General features: G+C 55.5%; 16 protein-coding genes. 3 read left to right on the forward strand and 13 right to left on the reverse strand.

Annotation, left to right across the window (positions count from 1 at the left end; genetic code table 11):
- Positions 1 to 9: 9 nt before the first annotated feature.
- From D3871_RS29060 to D3871_RS29080, 5 genes are all read right to left on the reverse strand, one after another.
- Positions 10 to 1,653 (reverse strand): type II and III secretion system protein family protein, encoded by a 1,644-nt coding sequence (locus D3871_RS29060; protein WP_233575863.1) that lies wholly within the window; start codon positions 1,651 to 1,653, stop codon positions 10 to 12.
- A gap of 60 nt (positions 1,654 to 1,713) precedes the next feature.
- Positions 1,714 to 2,541, reverse strand: coding sequence for a Flp pilus assembly protein CpaB (gene cpaB, locus D3871_RS29065; RefSeq protein ID WP_119772621.1), 828 nt, complete (start codon positions 2,539 to 2,541; stop codon positions 1,714 to 1,716).
- Positions 2,542 to 2,635: 94 nt separating this feature from the next.
- A complete protein-coding gene (locus D3871_RS29070; RefSeq protein ID WP_233575864.1) occupies positions 2,636 to 4,039 on the reverse strand; it encodes a P-loop NTPase family protein in 1,404 nt (467 codons plus the stop codon).
- Between the two features lie 71 nt (positions 4,040 to 4,110).
- Entirely contained in the window at positions 4,111 to 4,629 is a 519-nt protein-coding gene (locus D3871_RS29075; RefSeq protein WP_119772622.1) for an A24 family peptidase, read from the reverse strand.
- A 156-nt stretch (positions 4,630 to 4,785) separates the two neighbouring features.
- Positions 4,786 to 4,974 (reverse strand): Flp family type IVb pilin, encoded by a 189-nt coding sequence (locus tag D3871_RS29080; RefSeq protein ID WP_199724956.1) that lies wholly within the window; start codon positions 4,972 to 4,974, stop codon positions 4,786 to 4,788.
- A gap of 500 nt (positions 4,975 to 5,474) precedes the next feature.
- Between D3871_RS29080 and D3871_RS29085 the strand changes: the two genes are divergently transcribed.
- From D3871_RS29085 to D3871_RS29100, 3 genes are all read left to right on the forward strand, one after another.
- The gene (locus D3871_RS29085; RefSeq protein ID WP_119772624.1) at positions 5,475 to 6,236 is read left to right on the forward strand and encodes a type II secretion system F family protein; all 762 of its coding nucleotides are present in this window, start codon (positions 5,475 to 5,477) and stop codon (positions 6,234 to 6,236) included.
- Positions 6,237 to 6,839: 603 nt separating this feature from the next.
- Positions 6,840 to 8,216 carry a hypothetical protein gene (locus D3871_RS29090; RefSeq protein WP_147376942.1) on the forward strand — a complete coding sequence of 459 codons (1,377 nt, stop codon included), beginning with the start codon at positions 6,840 to 6,842 and terminating at the stop codon, positions 8,214 to 8,216.
- A 385-nt stretch (positions 8,217 to 8,601) separates the two neighbouring features.
- Entirely contained in the window at positions 8,602 to 8,787 is a 186-nt protein-coding gene (locus tag D3871_RS29100) for a hypothetical protein (protein ID WP_119772627.1), read from the forward strand.
- Positions 8,788 to 9,233: 446 nt separating this feature from the next.
- Here the strand turns inward: D3871_RS29100 and D3871_RS29105 are convergent, their stop codons facing one another.
- From D3871_RS29105 to D3871_RS29135, 8 genes are all read right to left on the reverse strand, one after another.
- On the reverse strand, positions 9,234 to 9,758 hold the full coding sequence (locus D3871_RS29105; RefSeq protein WP_119772628.1) for a CHRD domain-containing protein: 525 nt from the start codon (positions 9,756 to 9,758) through the stop codon (positions 9,234 to 9,236).
- A 293-nt stretch (positions 9,759 to 10,051) separates the two neighbouring features.
- Positions 10,052 to 10,558, reverse strand: a complete 507-nt coding sequence (locus D3871_RS29110; protein ID WP_147376943.1) for a hypothetical protein — start codon at positions 10,556 to 10,558, stop codon at positions 10,052 to 10,054.
- Positions 10,546 to 10,935 carry a hypothetical protein gene (locus tag D3871_RS29115; protein WP_119772630.1) on the reverse strand — a complete coding sequence of 130 codons (390 nt, stop codon included), beginning with the start codon at positions 10,933 to 10,935 and terminating at the stop codon, positions 10,546 to 10,548. The genes D3871_RS29110 and D3871_RS29115 overlap by 13 nt, the downstream gene beginning before the upstream one ends.
- Before the next feature lie 605 nt (positions 10,936 to 11,540).
- A complete protein-coding gene (locus tag D3871_RS29120; RefSeq protein ID WP_119772631.1) occupies positions 11,541 to 11,807 on the reverse strand; it encodes a hypothetical protein in 267 nt (88 codons plus the stop codon).
- Positions 11,808 to 12,012: 205 nt separating this feature from the next.
- Positions 12,013 to 14,088: an NHL repeat-containing protein gene (locus D3871_RS29125; RefSeq protein WP_119772632.1), complete on the reverse strand. Its 2,076-nt coding sequence runs from the start codon at positions 14,086 to 14,088 to the stop codon at positions 12,013 to 12,015.
- A 40-nt stretch (positions 14,089 to 14,128) separates the two neighbouring features.
- Positions 14,129 to 14,560 (reverse strand): hypothetical protein, encoded by a 432-nt coding sequence (locus D3871_RS30075; protein WP_147376944.1) that lies wholly within the window; start codon positions 14,558 to 14,560, stop codon positions 14,129 to 14,131.
- 392 nt (positions 14,561 to 14,952) lie between these two features.
- On the reverse strand, positions 14,953 to 15,948 hold the full coding sequence (locus tag D3871_RS29130) for a tripartite tricarboxylate transporter substrate binding protein (RefSeq protein WP_119772633.1): 996 nt from the start codon (positions 15,946 to 15,948) through the stop codon (positions 14,953 to 14,955).
- Between the two features lie 209 nt (positions 15,949 to 16,157).
- Positions 16,158 to 17,168: a porin gene (locus tag D3871_RS29135; RefSeq protein ID WP_233575867.1), complete on the reverse strand. Its 1,011-nt coding sequence runs from the start codon at positions 17,166 to 17,168 to the stop codon at positions 16,158 to 16,160.
- Between the last annotated feature and the right edge of the window lie 33 nt (positions 17,169 to 17,201).

Raw genomic sequence — 17,201 nt, forward strand, 5'->3', positions numbered from 1 at the left:
GTGCTCTCCTCATTTCAATTCAAAACCGCCGGACACTCTTTGTGCCCTCGCATCCTGCACAGGCGGCATGGCGGTCTGGGCGGACGCCGGCATCTCCGGCGCTCTGCCTTCCATGGTCCCGCCTAAGAACAGTTCGGGGCGGCTGGGATTGATCATCTTATCGGTCGGCAACGCGTAATTCGCTGGCATCGGCTTGACCAGGCGCGGCGTGATGACGAACAGCAGCTCGGTCCTGTCCTCCTGGAAATCGGTGCTGCGGAACAGGGCTCCCAGTACCGGCACTTCGCCCAGCACCGGCAACGCCCTTATATTGGTAGTGACATTGTTCTTGATCAATCCGCCGATGGCGAAGCTCTGGCCGTCGAACAGTTGTACCGTAGTTGACGCGTTCCGGTCATTAATCAGTGGAAGGATGGACCGGCCCGTTATGCCGGCGGCTGTAATGCCCACGCCTTCGCGGGAGAGTTCTGATACTCCTGCCAACACCTTCAGATTGATGCGGCCGCCTGCAAGTACGGTGGGCGTAAAAATCATCTTAACGCCGAACTTCTTCTCTTCCAACGTGATGGTTGCAAAACCGGCGTTGTTGGTTTGCGCTACCGGGATGAGAATTTTTCCGCCTGCATTGAATTCTCCTTGCTGTCCGCTGATCGCCATGAGATTCGGCTCGGCGAGAATTTTCACCAATCCGTCACGCTTCTCCGCTTCCAGGCTTACATCGTTGCCGTTGGACTTGGTGGCGTTGAACAAGCCATTGGCCGTACCACTGAGGAAGTTGGTCAGCAGGGTATAGGCCCAGCTTCCGCCCGTTGCCTGGAGCGACGCACTCACGCCGAGCTTTTCGAGCAAGTTCTTCGATACTTCGGCGACTTTGACTTCGAGCATGACCTGCTGCGGCGCCCTGACCCGCAGTTGGTTAACGACGGTTTCGGGCAAGGATGGTTGCGCGCCGGCTTCCGAAATTTGAACGCTGCGCACGGGTGCGTAACGCCGCATGAATACATCGGCGATCTCGACCGCTCGCTGCACCGCGGCAGCATCGTCCACCTCGCCGCTCAGTACCAGGCTGTTGGCGGCCGGGGTGACGTAAATATCTTTCTCGTCGGGCATCAGCTGCCTGAGGGTAGCCGTCAATGCCGCCGGATCCATGCGGACCAAGACATCGATGACATGGCATGTCCCGCTCTTGTCCTGGATGATCATGTTCGTACTGCCGGCGCTGACCCCGAGCAGATACAGGCCATCGGGCGGCACCAGTACCGCCTGAACGATGTCGGGACTGCCTACGGTCCGATAAGCAACCGGGTTCTGCATGCGCAGCAGCGTTGATTTCCCCATTTTCAGTTCCAGCGGTTCGGAAGGTGGGGCCATGCCTTGCGTGCATCGCGGCCCGGGCATCGTCTGGGTTTGCGCTTTTGCCCCCGCAGCCGGTGCGGGAGACCCGGCAGCCGCTTTCATGGGGGCTGCGGCACGGGCGCCGGTTTGCGTCCGATTGTTCCCGGTGATTGCTTCGCCCGAGTTCTTCGCGACGTTCCCGGCTTCCATCGCAACCTGCGCATACGCCGGCTCGACGGCCAGGCTCATGGAGAAAGCGGCAATCCCGATGGCGAATGCGACCGTTCGGTAGCTGGGTGCATTTCTGCTTGTTCTCATCTTGGCCGTCCCTTGTAGTTGAAACTGTGTATTCGATATCTCGTTCTTTTAATTAGACGATCAGTAGCATTCCTGCGACCCGCGCGATCCTGTGATCACGCCCACGCAGGTGAGCGGAGCCGGGGCAGGCGCACGCGCCTTGATTTTCTTGACCACGGGTTTCGGTTCGTCGGGAGGCGGCAGCTTTTCGCTCAGTAGCGAAATCTTGGTCGCGCCCTCGGTAGTGCCTGGCTTCGGATCAATCTGATTGCGCAGAGCCAGCGACAGGGTTCCTACACTACGGGCGAGGTCGAGCTTCTCAGCCTGCTCCGGAGATACTTCGAGTGTGACCGCGTTGACGACGCGCGGCTTGGTATCGTCGCGGCTGACTTCCTGGGCAACTGCCAGGACCAGGATGCGCTCAAGCACGATTTTTGAAATGTTCTTGTTCTGCTCGTTCCCGGCGCTCTCTTTCTGGGTGCTGACGATGATGTCCACATAGTTTCCTGGCAGCGCGAAGCCAGCCACGCCGATGACATCATTGACGCGTACCGTGATGGCGCGCTTGCCTTCGGTGATCACTGCCGACAGACCACCCTTGGTGCCAATCGGAGCGAGTTTGGCCTCCATCAGCGGCTCGCCGCGCATGACGCTGACCTTGAGCACCCGGCCGTCGAGTTTCTTCGGATCGATGAACGATCCGGGTGGCATGCTACCCGCCGGCCAATCCACCATCTTGACGATCTCCGGGGTGAGCCGCTGCCCCAGGTTGATGTCGACCGCTGCCACCGCGATCTTGCCCACACCGATGTTCGATCGCTCCATCAGCCAGCGCGAAGCGAAGAATACGGCAGCAAGCCCGGCGGCGATGGCAACCACCATGATCAATATGGCACGCGTGTTTTTCACTTCAGTCTCCTTGGTGTCATCACTTTCCACTTCACATCCGCGCTTGCGGACTCATGCCTCATGTATTTCGTCCGCACGCCGTCTCTCGGTCCGTTCATGAGTCGACCGTTTCGTCGTGCTTGGCAAAATAGGTGCTCCATGCCTGCTTCAATGCTTGCGCGGTCATCGCGGGCGGCTCGCCCCGATACCTGGCGTAGTCAACGACCTGGCCCAGTAGATCGCGCGGATAGCAGGCGAGCAGCGGCCGTTCGCCCTTTGCATGCAGCTCGTCGACCAAGTAGCGAAAGCCACTCTCGTCGTAATCGACTCCCAGCGCACGGCCGTGTTCGCGCAATACATCCCGGTATTCGCCCTCGGACATCGGTCCGACATGGATCTTGTAGCCAAGGCGCCGCATGAAGGACTCGTCTGCCAGCGACTCAGGCCGGAGGTTGGTGGAAAACACCACCGACACATCGAACGGTACCGTGAACTTGTAGCCGGTATGCAAGGTGAGATGGTCGCATGCGCGATCCAGCGGAACGATCCAGCGGTTCATCAAGTCCTTCGGCGCCACCTGCTGGCGGCCGAGATCGTCCACGATGAAGATGCCACTGTTGGCCTTGAAGTGCGGCGGCGCCTGGTAAAAACCGGTGCCGTAGTCGTAGCGCAGTTCGAGCATAGGCAGCGTCAGCTCGCCGCCGGTGAGCACGATCGGCCGCTGGCACATTAGCCACCTGCCGTCGCTGGTCCTGCGATCGAGTGACTCGCTCGCAGGCTCGATCGGCACCGCCTGGTGTATCAACGGATCGAACACCTGGATAATTTCGTTCTCGACTACGATGGCGTGCGGTACGGCCACCAACCCATGCATCAGGCGCCCGAGTTTCTCGGCCAGATAGGTCTTGCCGCTGCCAGCCGGCCCATAGAGGAACAGCGGCCGGCCCGAATTCATCGCGGCGCCGACTTGGTCGCGGACCCCGGGATTGAGGGTGAAATCGGCGAATGCCGCAGCGAGATCCTGCTGAGTGACACGGTTGGACCGCACCGACTGGCGCTCGATCATTTCCCGATAGGCGGAAAGCGTGACAGGCGCCGGCCCGATGTAACGGCAGCGCGACATGAACTCCCCGGCACGCTGCTTGCCAGCATCGGTTAGCTGGTATTCGACATCGATATCCGACGCCCCGCGCCGAACGATCTCCGCCATGTGTTCCGCCACCATGAAACCGAGCACTTCATTTAATACGTTGATCGACAGCTTGAGCCTTGCGGCCAGGATTGGCAGGTGGATCTTGCCGAATAAAAAGATGGTCTTGCCTATCAGTTCGATGATCAGCAGGCGGTCAAGGCCGGTTTCCCGCACCGTCTTCGGCGATCCGGGCATGATCTCCACGGACGAATCTGACTGTGCCGCAGAAAGGGACAACGGCTGCTTGTTAGCCGCCACTGCGTCCTCACCGATCTGTGCGGCCGATGAGGTTGATGCTCCTCCAAACCTGCCATCGATGTGCTGCATGTTCTGTTTTCCTGTCTAAACCGTTGTCGTTGCCGAGTGTTGTTCTGTGCCCGGCTTGTGGGGCACAGGCTTCACCAGCGTCCCCAGAACATGATGGTCAGGGTGCCCAGCGCGATCGCCGCGCCATACGGTAGGCGGCCTACGCTTGCCATCGGCATGCCGGTCGTCTCCGATGGCATTCTTGCGGCCCGCATCAATACTGGCTCCAATAGCGTGCGAATGTTGATCCAGGCCTCACGGCACTTTCCCTTGAACAGGATGACGGCCAGCGCCCACACGCCCCCGATCAGGAAAGTCGCCAGAGCGATCTTGACCGCGACAGATGCCCCGACGAATGCGCCTACCGCAGCCATCAGCTTCACATCGCCGGCACCCATGCCGCGCAGCGCGTAAACCGGGAGAAATAGAATGAATCCAGTCAACGCGCCAAGCAGCCAGGTCGTCCATCCGGAACCGTCTGGAAGTAGCGTTTGCGCTCCAAGCGCAGCGAGGAGTCCGATCACAATCAGGAGGTTGGGTATGCGGCGTGAAGCGAGGTCTGATATCGCTGCCACCCCTACCAGTCCAACGAGAAGAAGTTCGTCGATCATTTTTTGCCTTGCCGATGTCTTGTTTCACATGCCTTTAAAAAACTTGGCCCTATCTCGCGCTGAGTTGGACCTCTGAGGCTGTATTTCCGGAAGCGATCGCGTCCGGAAATACAGTGCCAGGTCACGCCAGGATGTCAGGCGAGATCCGCTCTCTTTTTAAGCGCCGCCGCCAAGTACCGCTTTCGCCAGCTCCGTATCGATCAGATCGAAGATGCGGTCCAGTTCCACGCCCACATTGGTCACGGCGGTGATGATGACCACCGAAATCAGGCCGGCCAGCAGGCCGTATTCGATTGCGGTTGCGCCTTCTTCGTCACGAATGAATTTCTTAATCATTTCCATCATGATTCCTTTCGAAAATTGAGATTAATTAAACTAACGGGCCTTACTGCACGAACTACTCGGCAAGTTTTATTGTTCGCGAATCCGGCGCCGTATTGGATCCCCTGCGCTTTCTCCGAGACCTCCTGCTGTTTATCCTATCCATCTGCCGGGTCACAGCAGATTTCCAGCGATCCTGTACAGCCTTGCTTCCCTTAGGTAATTCCGTACTGGGTAGCGCAGCGGCAAACAGCCCTGCAAGTACCTGGCCTATTGCCGGGCATCGGTTCGTACTTTCACAGATGCATGAGTAGCATCGAGTGAGTTCGGCCCGTTGCATACCGCATCTGCACTTGAGAGGAGTAGCCACGACGGTTTCATCCCCAGATCGGCACGATTTATTGTTAGATCAACGATAAGGGAGTCGACGTTTTCGCACATGGTAAAAAAGTCCTTTTTTAGCTGGTACAAGTCGCCCTTTTTATCAACGCGGTTAAGTAGGAGGTTTGTACTAGTAGTGAATCATGGCTAATTTTTCCTGTCTAAGCCGATTTGAGGTAGAACAAAGGCAGGAGAATGAGCAGCGGGTCAAGTTTATTAACGCCGGCATCCGGCATTCCAGTGCCCGCCTGATGTTTTACGGCGCCAAGACCTTGCTTCCTCTGCTCTTTGCAACGATGACTTTCTTTGCGCTGCGGACGACAAGCCAGGTTGAAGGCTTGACGCTGATCTTGTGTCTGATGGTTGCCGCCCTCGCCGGCTGCTATTTGCCGAATATCGCCTTGCACTGGCAGGTCAAGGCGCGCAAACGCGAAATTTTCGACAATTTCCCCGACGCCGCAGACCTAATGCTTGTTTGTGTCGAGGCAGGACTTGGACTGGACGCTGGGCTGACCAAAGTAGCCGAGGAAATGAAAATGAAGAGCCTCGCGTTGGCTGAAGAGCTGCAACTGACCAACCTCGAGATGCGTGCCGGCGGAACGCGTGAGAAATCTCTTCGCAATCTTGCGTTGCGCACTGGCGTAGAGGAGATTGGCGTTTTTACCACCATGCTGACGCAGGCGGATCGTTTTGGAACGAGTATTGGCGAATCGCTGCGCGTGTTCTCCGATGATCTGCGCCACAAGCGGCAGATGCGGGCCGAAGAGTTGGCCGCCAAAGTCCCCACCAAGATGCTGTTTCCTCTCGTCGTATTCATCTTCCCGTCGATCATCATGGTCATCATCGGTCCTGCCGTGATCCAGGTGGTTCGAACGATCTTGCCGATGTTATCCAATGGCCAATGAAGTCGCTACGGCCAGCATGTTTATGCGAGAAGGATTTCGAAGATAGAAATGGCCGCGACGCGTCTACATTCAACGTGCGGGATACATATACTTTTGCTACCGGTTCGACAGATAATTGGGCAGCTCGCCTTTTGGTGTCAATACGAGCAGCCTGCGCCTGTTGTCGCCGTTCCTTCATCCAATGTCCCGGTTTGCCATATAAACTGAGGCTCTTTAGTTTTAATGGCATAATAGCCGCGGAAACATCGACCTGATTAGGCAACTTACGTTCATCCGGTTTGCCTGCTCGGCGATGCAATACATCGCGTGACATGAGCTGTGCCGGAATTTTCTGGATCGTTGATTACGGGCTCATACAAACGTACGGCCTTTTTCCGCAACCATTGCGCAGCCTTTTTGAATCAAGCGAATTAGTCCGGTTAAGTGTCGTCGAATCATGTTGCGATTGCATGTTTCCTTAATATTGATCCTTGATGCGACAAAGGTGATCCGGCCCTTTTGTTACGGATACGCGTTTTGGCCCCGTATTCGCGGGCTCATCTTGCATTTATACGCTACTGCACTTTCTTGTTTCTCTCATTTATTTACCGTTAATTACTCTGCATGACCACAAAACTTAAACAACCCTCTCCTGCCGCGGTCATTAAATGGACTGACGGAGAATGGGAATTGATTGCAAAGCAGCTTTATCAAACAATGGGTCCCGCATTGTCGTCGTCCGCGGACCTCAGCGAGGTCAAAGCCAAGGATGTCTTTCTGGCGCAGGAAAGCGCATTGCCGGAGGACCGGCATCGCAAGCTCATTTCCATTTCACAAGGGTTTCAGGCGATCCGTCAAAAGCTAAAGCCGATTCTTGCGAAGGCAGCAGGCACGCCCCAACAGGAACCCTTGCAAGCTCAGTCACGCCAGATTGAACCGAAGTCTCCTGGCCAAAATACAATGGAGGCGGACAACAAGACCGGCGCTACGCCAATTTCCATTGAAGTGCCAGTTGGGATCCCTGATACCGGCCGCGCAGACGCGGTAGCGTCTTCAGAAAGCGGTCACGCTACACAGAACGGATCGCGGCTCAATGGTGCCACCGCTACAGTCGACGTCGCTCGACCAGCTTTCAATGCCGACAGAAGTAAGGAACGCCAAGGTCAGCCGCGTGATCCTCGCCCTGCCGACTCGCTCTCGAAACACAAGTCGGCGACCGGACACGTAGGATCTATGCAGCAACTGCCTGCTCCTGCTACAAAGGACTTCATTGAGGTCGTACGTCCCTTTATTACCATGGTATGTGAGGAGTTCGCGAAGGCATTGGTTAACGTCGTGTCCCAACCAGCCAATATCAATGCCATGTCCGCTATGTTGCGACGAGCAATACCCCCTGCCGGCGGAATCGATCGGAACAAGGCTGGCACCGGCGATCCATCGCTCCGCCGAAATGAACAACACCGGTCGAACCCGCGCCAGGAGCCTGTCCTTTATAAAAAGGCGGACGCGGTCGGCAACGTATATCCGGAAACGACCGTCGACGATGAAGAAGAAAGTGATATGGACAATGATGTGCAACCATTGTTTGATCCAAAGTTGCCGCCGTCTGCCAATAGCAGTTTTAAACCCATCGTGGGTGTCGTCGGTGCAAGCCCACAGGACTTCAGCGACTTGCAACAGATGTATCCGCAACTGAGTTTGACAGCCATAGCCGTCGATGATGTGCCCCATGCCCAGGCGCTTGATCAATGCCAACGCGTGATCGGTCTGCGTGAGGATGTACCTGCCAAGACGGATGAAGTCTTGCGACAGACCTTCAGAAACCGTTACTTGCGACTAACCGGTGGCATGGCACGCGTTCGGGAACAGCTGGATGCCTGGCTTGATCAGCCCGGCGCGACGGAGCCACGTCGTCCAAAGTTTAATAAGTCGCGCGGCAATAAAGGTGCGGGCGGCGCGCCGAAGAAGCACAATGGAAATTTTCAGCGTCCGCCCCGCTAGAGTAGTTTCGCCCTGACTTGCCAGGTGAGGCCGAGGCGATTTGTCTGTGGAACAAGGCGCGGCGACGCGACATGGCGAGCCATGGCAAGGAGATGCAACGCCGTGCCGCGGGCAAAGCGTCCGGCATCGACGGCACAGTCAGGGTGAAACTACTCTTAAATGAGCTCGCGCCGGTCAGTGAATTGTGCGGCCGGTTCAGCACGAACAGGGGATTGATGCGTACACGCTTTACAGCCACAATCTGTATTAGTTATGCTACATATTGAATACGCCATGCGAGTACCGATACGCAAGCAAGTTTTTCTAACCGATGTCCAATGAGGCCTTAATGGGTCATCTATAATGCGGCACGCGGTAATACTTAACGAATAATGAGGAGAATGTTATGCCGAGATCGATTTCAACAGTGGTCAGCAGCAAGCCGGATGGTTTCATCAACGTGCCTGTATCGCAGGCGACGCGTCAAGGTTTGCATGAATTGAAAGAGTCCATGGGCGTTGCCAGCCAGGCCGAGGTCATTGAGAAAGCCGTGGCGATCATGCTGGCGATTCAGAAGATCGCACGGAACTAAGCAACTAAATCTTCCGGTCAAGCGGGATGTGTGGATCCTGTAGCGGTGATCGCGACACAATGAGAGGCCCCGCCACACTCCGCTTGACCATGGTTTCTTTCGTCCGTTTAGCCGATTCCTCTCCGAATTTAGCTGCTTCGGACGCCTGGTGTCCTGTTCCGCCAATTCGTTGAAAAATAAATGCGGCGAAATTGTGTCGAGACAAGGAAAAAGCACAGCAAGGCCGAGGCCTTGCTGTGCTTTTTTGACGCGGTATCGGCGCAATTGTCGTCGCGTTTATTCAACGAACTGAGGAAACAGGACTCTAGCCAGGGGCACTGTAGTCATTGATGCCTTCCCGGCTGTGGCCGATTCAATATGCTTCGGACCCGCCAGGTGGTATCACTGATTGCCGACAAACCCGTTCTCAAGGTTCTTGGCACCCGATCCACGTAGTAGTTTACCTCTTACTGCCCCGTCCTAAGAAGCTGGCCGCGGAGTTCTCCTGCGGGAAATCTCGTCGTATGAACGTTTCCATAGGCTGTGCGAGTCGCAATGGCAGCAACCAGGCCAGTGAAATCACCAGCGGCCAGATTTTGCGGGGCCTGTGCTACAACACTCTCGGAGGTGATCGTGCCGCTGACTGTACCTTCAAGTTGCGGGCAGGCAGGAGTGCCGGTCGGGGGATTAGCCAGATTCGAGCACAGGAAGGCGATAACGCCACCGTTAACATGATGTTTGCCGAAGTGAATATGGGCTTGAGACACTGGACTTGTCACGCCCGAATAGGACAGCGTGTATTGCATTGTGCCTGCGCCTTCATCAATGGATACATCAAGTGTTCCGGATCCTGGCGACAGGATGGCGAGGGGAACTTCATTGAATCCGGTCAAGCGCGCGGAGAAATTACGTCCCGAGTCATTCTCGGCGCCTGCAAAGCCGGTAAAGAGATAAGAAACTGCAAACAATGTTCCAATCATCCTGCGGTTCATGTCACACCTCTACTTTCCTTGTTGGTCAGATTTTCAAGGTTCCCCTTATGCCAACCTGGCGGGCTTCTTCAGCCTGCACCGCTATCAGCTTAGTAAGGGACGCATGCGCGCATTAGAGATATGTCAATATGGCCTTGCCTAGTTGTCCAAACGGTGTCATCGCACCACGCTTGCAATCCCGGTGGTCATGATCAATAGTGCAGTTACTGGCAACTGCCGCAACTATCGGCCTCGCCATTCAACGAACAGTTTTTCCATTGGTTATTTTAGCGTCCGCAGGCGACTCGTCCGGCTCAATTGCTCGTGCAAGTAATCGCGTCCCGCAGTCCCCGACGCAACACTTCAACCGCTTCCATATTTCCGACTTTTTCGGCCAGTCCGCCAAGATCAGTGAACTGGGTTGCGCCCAACGCTTTCGCAGCAGCGCGCAAGCCATGCACGATCGCCGGCGAGTAAGCGTAACGCCCTTTCGAATCGAGCAGCACGAAAAACGGGACCTGGCCAACCGTTGAACTTGATCTCACAAACTGCAAAAGCTCGAATACCGCACCTTGGGAAAAATGCACGCCGCAGACAACTGCCTCTATACCCTTGGCAACAGCGGCTTGGGCGGTTTCCAGGGTATGGCTAAATACCAGCTCGTATTCGTCTCCCAGGATAGTGTGTGCAAGCGGCATGTCCGTTTCCCGAATGGCGATAACGAGTTTGGATCGATTGTTCTGAGGAATCATTCTTGGAAATACTTCGTTGCGTTTACCAGACAGAATATAACGACCAGATCGGACCATCAGAAGTTCCACAGTTCCAACTGTTTCGGCTTTTCCCTGTCAGGCGGCTTTTCCATATTGCACGCGACCCGCTTTGTAGCTGCCTGGCCCGCAGGCGGCTGATACTGCTGGAGGCCGGTATGCAGTGCAACAATGCGGTGAACCGCCTCGCTCAACTGCGCTGCGGACAATCGCTCAACTGCTGTGCGTATTTCCGTTAAAACACTATCTACGGAACACGGATGAAGGTGGGTGTACAGCCAGTCATGATCCTGTCTTACCTCGCTGGGCAGATCCTTCAATCTGACCTTGTCCAGGTGTCGGTACGCCTCGGCCAGTCGGACCCGGATGTCACCTTGTTTGCGTAATGCCCGTATTGCATTTTGAAGCTCATGCCACGCATCTGCCATTGTCGACCTCGTCAGTGGGACAACCGTTTTGCTGTAATCTTGTCAAGAGGAATGAATATAAACGGCCTGGAGAAAAGTTGCAAATGCTATAAACGTGAAGAAGTTGCAAACGATAACGCCGGCCTTGCGAGTGCAGTGTAACCGGTCAGGATATTTCGCGCTGACTGCGAGCGCTGGAGCGCATATCTGTCATGCAATACCCTCCTGTTCATCGATTGCTCTTTTGCAATTGAAGTGAGGACATCCCCTGGGCCGAGTGGGTATTTCTTGCGAAATTTTTTCTCTTATCGAACACACAGGCGACCATTTTCTTGGCGGCAGTTCGATGCGTGGCTTAACGCGTATGGAGGAAATGCGCAATGGGCAGGTTCGCCAACACGCGAAATGGGCCGAGCGGCTGGCGATCCAGACTTGCGCCCATTTTGTTATTACATTGCCAATGCAGTGCAATTCTGTAAGACCGGGGGATCGGACCGAACGAATCGCCGGGAGCTGTAGGAAGCATTTCCGGTTAAACGTAACAATGGAAATGCACCATCAAAAAAAGCCGCCTCTATAAGGGAAGCGGCGTTTGGTCCAGCAGAAATTAATTTTGTGCAGACCGCTTAATCATGCTGCGAAGCGATCGCCCGTAGTTCTGCAAGGACTGCCGGACGAACGGAATCAGTGCTGCCCGATAGACGATACAACTTCATCAGATTGACGCCGCTGGCACTTGCCGATACAGCAGCGGTCTTCGGGGCGGCGGCTACGATTCGGGGCTGTGCGCCCAGTAACGCGGCGATCAGTCGACGAGCAGCACGACCCAGGTTGTCGGCATAGTTACCGGCAACGCCGGAGGCGGGGTAAGTGGCAACAGTCGCTGTAGTCATTATGAGCTCCTTCATTACATGTGTAGACTTCGATGTAATCAGTATGGAGCAATCCAGAAATAATCCCACTTTCCGTTCATGATGTGGCGCTATTCACTTTCGTGATACCTCAGGTTCTTTATCAAAACTTCACTTTGCCTGGAGAACCGGCAAGCTTGGCAACAGCGTTGTCATGAGCGATTGGCCTGGCGTATGGCCATCCTTACTATTGCAAGCTAAGCTTGATTACGCTATTCCCACTAGTAACGGCCATGCTATTCGGACCGCTCAATGCCAAGCCAACAGGAAAATCAAGATTTCCTGGCAAAGCGCCCAAAGCGACCCCGCCAACGTTCGGGGTACCGGCAATGGTTGTGACATCGCCTGCGGGGGTAAGCCTGCGAATGGTGTGATTCCCGGTATCGGCGACGTAGATGGTTCCTGCCGCATCCACCGCGATGCCTACTGGAGTGTTGAACTGCGCTTGTCGCCCATTGCCATCCAGGCTGCCGGCGGTTTCGACACTCCCGGCAACCGTACTGACCACGCCTGCCGGGCTGACCTTACGAATCGTGTGATTTCCTGAGTCTGCGACATACAGGGTGCCGCCAGGATCGGATGCGATGCCAAGCGGTGTGTTAAATCGCGCGGCGGGGCCGGTTCCATCGGCACCGCTGCTAAAGCTGCCCGGCACCCCCGCGAGAGTGGAGACTACGCCTGTGGATGTGACTTTACGGATCGTATGATTGCCCGTGTCCGCTACATAGACAGTGCCCGCCGAATCCACAGCAATGCCGGCCGGGGTATTAAAACGCGCATCCAACCCGGTTCCGTCGGCATTGCCTGCCTGTCCGGCAACTCCCGCCATGGTCGTAACCACACCTGTGCCGGTGATCTTGCGGATAACGTGATTGCCGGTGTCGGCCACATATACATTGCCAATTGTATCGACTGCGATACCGTACGGCAGATTGAATTGACTCGCAACGCCGCTACCATCGGCGGCACCCGGACTGCCCGCCGTTCCTGCAAAAGTGGCCACTGTGCCCGCGGGACTAATCTTACGAATAGAATGGTTTCCGGTGTCGGACACGTAAAGGGTTCCTGACGCCTCAGCAGCGATGCCGAATGGAATAGTAAACCGGGCCGCAGCGCCAGTTCCGTCCATGCTTCCCCCGCCTGGCAAAGGACCTGCGTAGGTCGTGACTGCACCCGCAAGCGAGATTCCCCGAACGGTATGGTTGCCGGTATCGGCAATATACAAACCGCCGGATGGATTGACCGCAATCCCGTATGGCGCGTTAAATCTCGCTTCTGCAGTCCCGTCTTCATTACCGAAACTGCCCGCGATCCCAGCGAAAGTTGTCACCGTACCGTCAGCACTGATGCGACGTACCGTGAAATTTCCCGTATCGGCCACCCAAAGGTTTCCAGTGTTATCGGCGGCAATTCCGAAAGGCGTGTTGAATCCGGCAATAGTTCCAATTCCATCGTTGGCAGCGGGAATGCCGGTCATTCCCGCCAAGGTAGTCACTACGCCTGCCCCATCGATCCTGCGCACTGTATTGTTTCCGGCATCTGCCACATACACGTTAGCTGCCGTATCCACAGCAATGCCCACCGGTGTATTGAAACGAGCCGCTTGTCCTGTCCCATCGTCACTTCCGCTGATGTGGGGCATACCGGCGAGAGTAGTGACAACGCCTGTCGATGATATTCTCCGAATCGTATGATTGAACGCATCCGCGACATACAGGTTGTTGGCTGCATCTACGGCTATGCCAGTTGGAGCATTGAACTGCGCAGCGGTGCCAACTCCATCGACGCTACCGCCGACCTGCATCGTACCTGCGACGGTGGTGGTGACACCGGACGGCGAGATCCTTCGAATGATGTGGTTACCAGTATCTGCAACGTATACATTTCCTGCGGCATCGACGGCGATTCCGACAGGCGTATTGAAGCGCGCCATGTTTTGTGGGCCGTCGGCGCCGCCAACAATTCCCATGGTGCCGGCGAACGTGCTCACGCCGCCGCCTCGATCGATCTTACGGATCGCGTGGTTGCCCGTGTCGGCCACATAAACATTTCCCGCAGCATCGGCTGCGATCCCGGCCGGCACTCTGAATCGTGTTGCTGTTCCGACGGCATCGACCGCACCTGGCCCACTGGTATTGCCGGCAATCAGGGCCAGACCAGCTTGACCAAAGGCAGGAATAGCTATCAGGAAGGTAAGGAAGAATATCAGCAGCCTGGACCATATCGATTCCTGCCGCCGAAAGATTAACCCTAGCCGCAACATAGTCGCTCCGATCGTCGAAGTGGAAGAGTGAGCAGCAATGTCACCTGAAGTTGCCGAACCAGGGGCCGCAGGCGATTACATACGGTGTGTAGCGTATGGGGGTTCGCACTCTTGCTAAAAACGTTTCATAGCGAATTCCCTGTTGCAAGCGCACTTGAACCTCTCCAGGGAAAACGTCGAACGGTATGAAATATTGCCCGCGATATCCGTCGTTTATCCACACGTGGGCGGTACGTCGATAGTTAACACTATCAGCCAGAAGGGCAACTGTCGTGCCGTTGGCATGTTGCATTACAAATGGCGTAATGCCCGGAATGTAGCTTGTACTTTGGCAGCCTTGTGAGTGAGAAGGTGTTGTGTACGCCGCACATACAATGAGAGCGATGACAAATTTCGAACGACGAATGCACGTAAGAGTTGTTGCACGCTCGACGCGGAAGAAGCAGGCATCATCTTGACGGGATGCAGACATGGCAATCTCCTCAGTTCTTAATGGCTTGGCCCACTAAGGCGAAAAGCCTTTATTGCCATGCCAGGACGCGAGTCACATATTCCGTTAGATCCCGGATACGATAAACGCATGAGGTAACAAGAACTATAGCCACTCAAAGGAGAATTTCGACTACTCTTTTTATTTGGTGACGTACACCTTGATATTAATCAGCGCTCCCTTCCGGACAGTATGTTTAATGTGCGAGGCTTTAAATTCGTTCTGCAAAGACGCTCGCGGTCATTTCCGAAAAGTGCGGAATCAGCATTGGTGCCCTCTTTGACAATCATGATGGGGATGCAACGCGGCGCGATGCATCCCCATACTCGCATGCAAATACCTGCAAGCCATATAAAGAAGATTATTCCTGAACGTCAGTCAGGCTGGATACTTGCGGCTTTGATTACTTTGGTCCATTTCGCAGTCTCCTGCCGTACAAATGTACCGAATTCCGGCGCGCTGCCAGGGGTTATCGTCGCGCCCAACTCACTCATTCGCTTTTCCACAGCGGCATCTGCAAGGGCCTGACGCAATGCTCCGTTAAGCTTGGCAACAATGTCAGGTGAAGTTCCCTTTGGTGCGACCAATCCCCACCATACTGTAGCGGAGCTGCCAGGCAGTCCCAGCGAGTTCACCGTCGGGACTGAAGGCAACAATGGCGTGGGTCGTGTATCCATGACCGCAAGTGCACGCAGTTTTCCACTCTGGATATGTGATATCACTTCCAGCGGATTAATCGACATGAAGGAAATGCGATCACCCAGAAGATCGGTAATTGCCGGGGCGCCACCTTTGTAGGGAACATGCAATGCATCGAAACCGGCCTCTTCTTTCAACAGTTCACTCGCCAGATGACCGGAGCTGCCATTGCCGGCAGATCCATATGTCAGCTTGTCTGGATTGGTCTTGCCAAACGCAACGAGATCGCGCAATGTTTTAAACGGTGAAGCCTGAGGCACGACAACAACTAAGGGAGCATATCCGATGCCACCGACCGGAATGAGATCCTTCTCCGGATCGAAACTCATATTTTTGTAAAGGGCGCCGTTGCTTGCCAAGGTATTAGAAGCGGTCAAAAAGGTATAACCATCCGGCTCGGACTTTGCTGCAGCGCCCATCCCGATATTGGTTCCCGCGCCCGGACGATTGTCCACGATCACGACCTGTTTAAGAAGCTCGCCCATCTTTTGACCCACGAGGCGAGTCACGATATCAACCCCGCCGCCGGGAGCATAGGGAACGATGATGCGAACCGGTTTATTGGGATACGCGTCTTGCGCTTGTGCTGCCGATGCCGCAGATGCTGCAAGCAATACGGCAACGCTAATGTTTTTGCAAAATGCGGATAGCGACCAAACGGCGTTTGCCATGGCTGTCTCCTATAAGATTCGAAGTGGAAGGTAGGGAATGAATGCGTCAGCGATACTATGGAATATCGGTTGGCGATCTGAAAAGCCGCCATACCAGGAAGGTACGTGGCCCCATTTTTGTTGCCTTGCTTTGTCGATCGCGATGGCAGCGGCATGATCGATTGGGGCGCAGTAAGGGCGCAATAGGTTCGCATTGCGCCCCGCTTCGATTAAAACGTATGCCGTACGCCCATACCAATTGTGCCGGTCGAACCAAAGCCGGTCTGCCGGTCACGAGAATAGACGGCATAGACATCCGTACGTTTGGACAAGAAATAGTCGTAACCGACCGATCCGGTATGGCGCTCATTATCCGGAACGCCGGCGCGAGTACGCTTGGTATGTGCCCACTCAGCCAGCAGAGCACCGCTTTTGCTTACGGGTATGCGTACTCCGACGTCGTAGGTGCGCGTATCGTTGGTGGTCCCGCTGGCGTCGGTCTTGACAACGGACCCATACAGCTTGACGACTTTAAAGTCATACGTCGCGCCCAACAGGTACGCGTCTTGTTGGGTAAGCGGTGCAGTCACCGGAGTACGGAATCGCTGTGCAGAGAAAGCCGCACCGAAGTTGCCGTTCACATAATTGGCATGCAGGCCGATATTTGCAGTTCCCGGACCTCCGGCAACCTCGCCCAGGCCGTACATCACGCTACCGCCGAGACCGGCTATACGAGGCATCGTGTACTGGATCGTATTGTTCCAGACCGTATCGCCCACCAAGGCGCCGTTGTAGGTCCCGATGAACGACTGCAACACTAAAGGGGAAAACACGACCGAGACGCCGAATGGGCTCAACGTACCCATGTTGACGTAGGTCGGGTTGGTCTGGCGGCCAAACGTCAGTTTACCGAATCCGCCTTCAAATCCGACATAGGCATTTCGAGAAAACAAGGGGTCCGTCGCGTTTCGTCCCATGCCACCGGTATCGGTCTGGAAGAAGCTCTCCAGTGCGAAGATCGCCTTGTATCCGCTGCCCAGGGCTTCGGTACCTCGTACTCCCCAGTACGAGGTAGTAAGCCCGCCATGGCCAAGTTGCGTCACGGCTGCCGGTCCGCCGCTGCGCTCCGATTTCGCGACGTAGGCACCGACGAGCCCGTATAGTTGAACCTGCGTTGTCTCCTGTCCGAAAGCAGTCAGCGCTGCGCCCGCAGCGATGAAGCCGACTCCCAGCTTCATCATTTTATTGTGTCTCTTTTTCATTGTTATGGATTT

The sequence above is a fragment of the Noviherbaspirillum saxi genome, assembly GCF_003591035.1.
GTDB lineage: Bacteria > Pseudomonadota > Gammaproteobacteria > Burkholderiales > Burkholderiaceae_D > Noviherbaspirillum > Noviherbaspirillum saxi.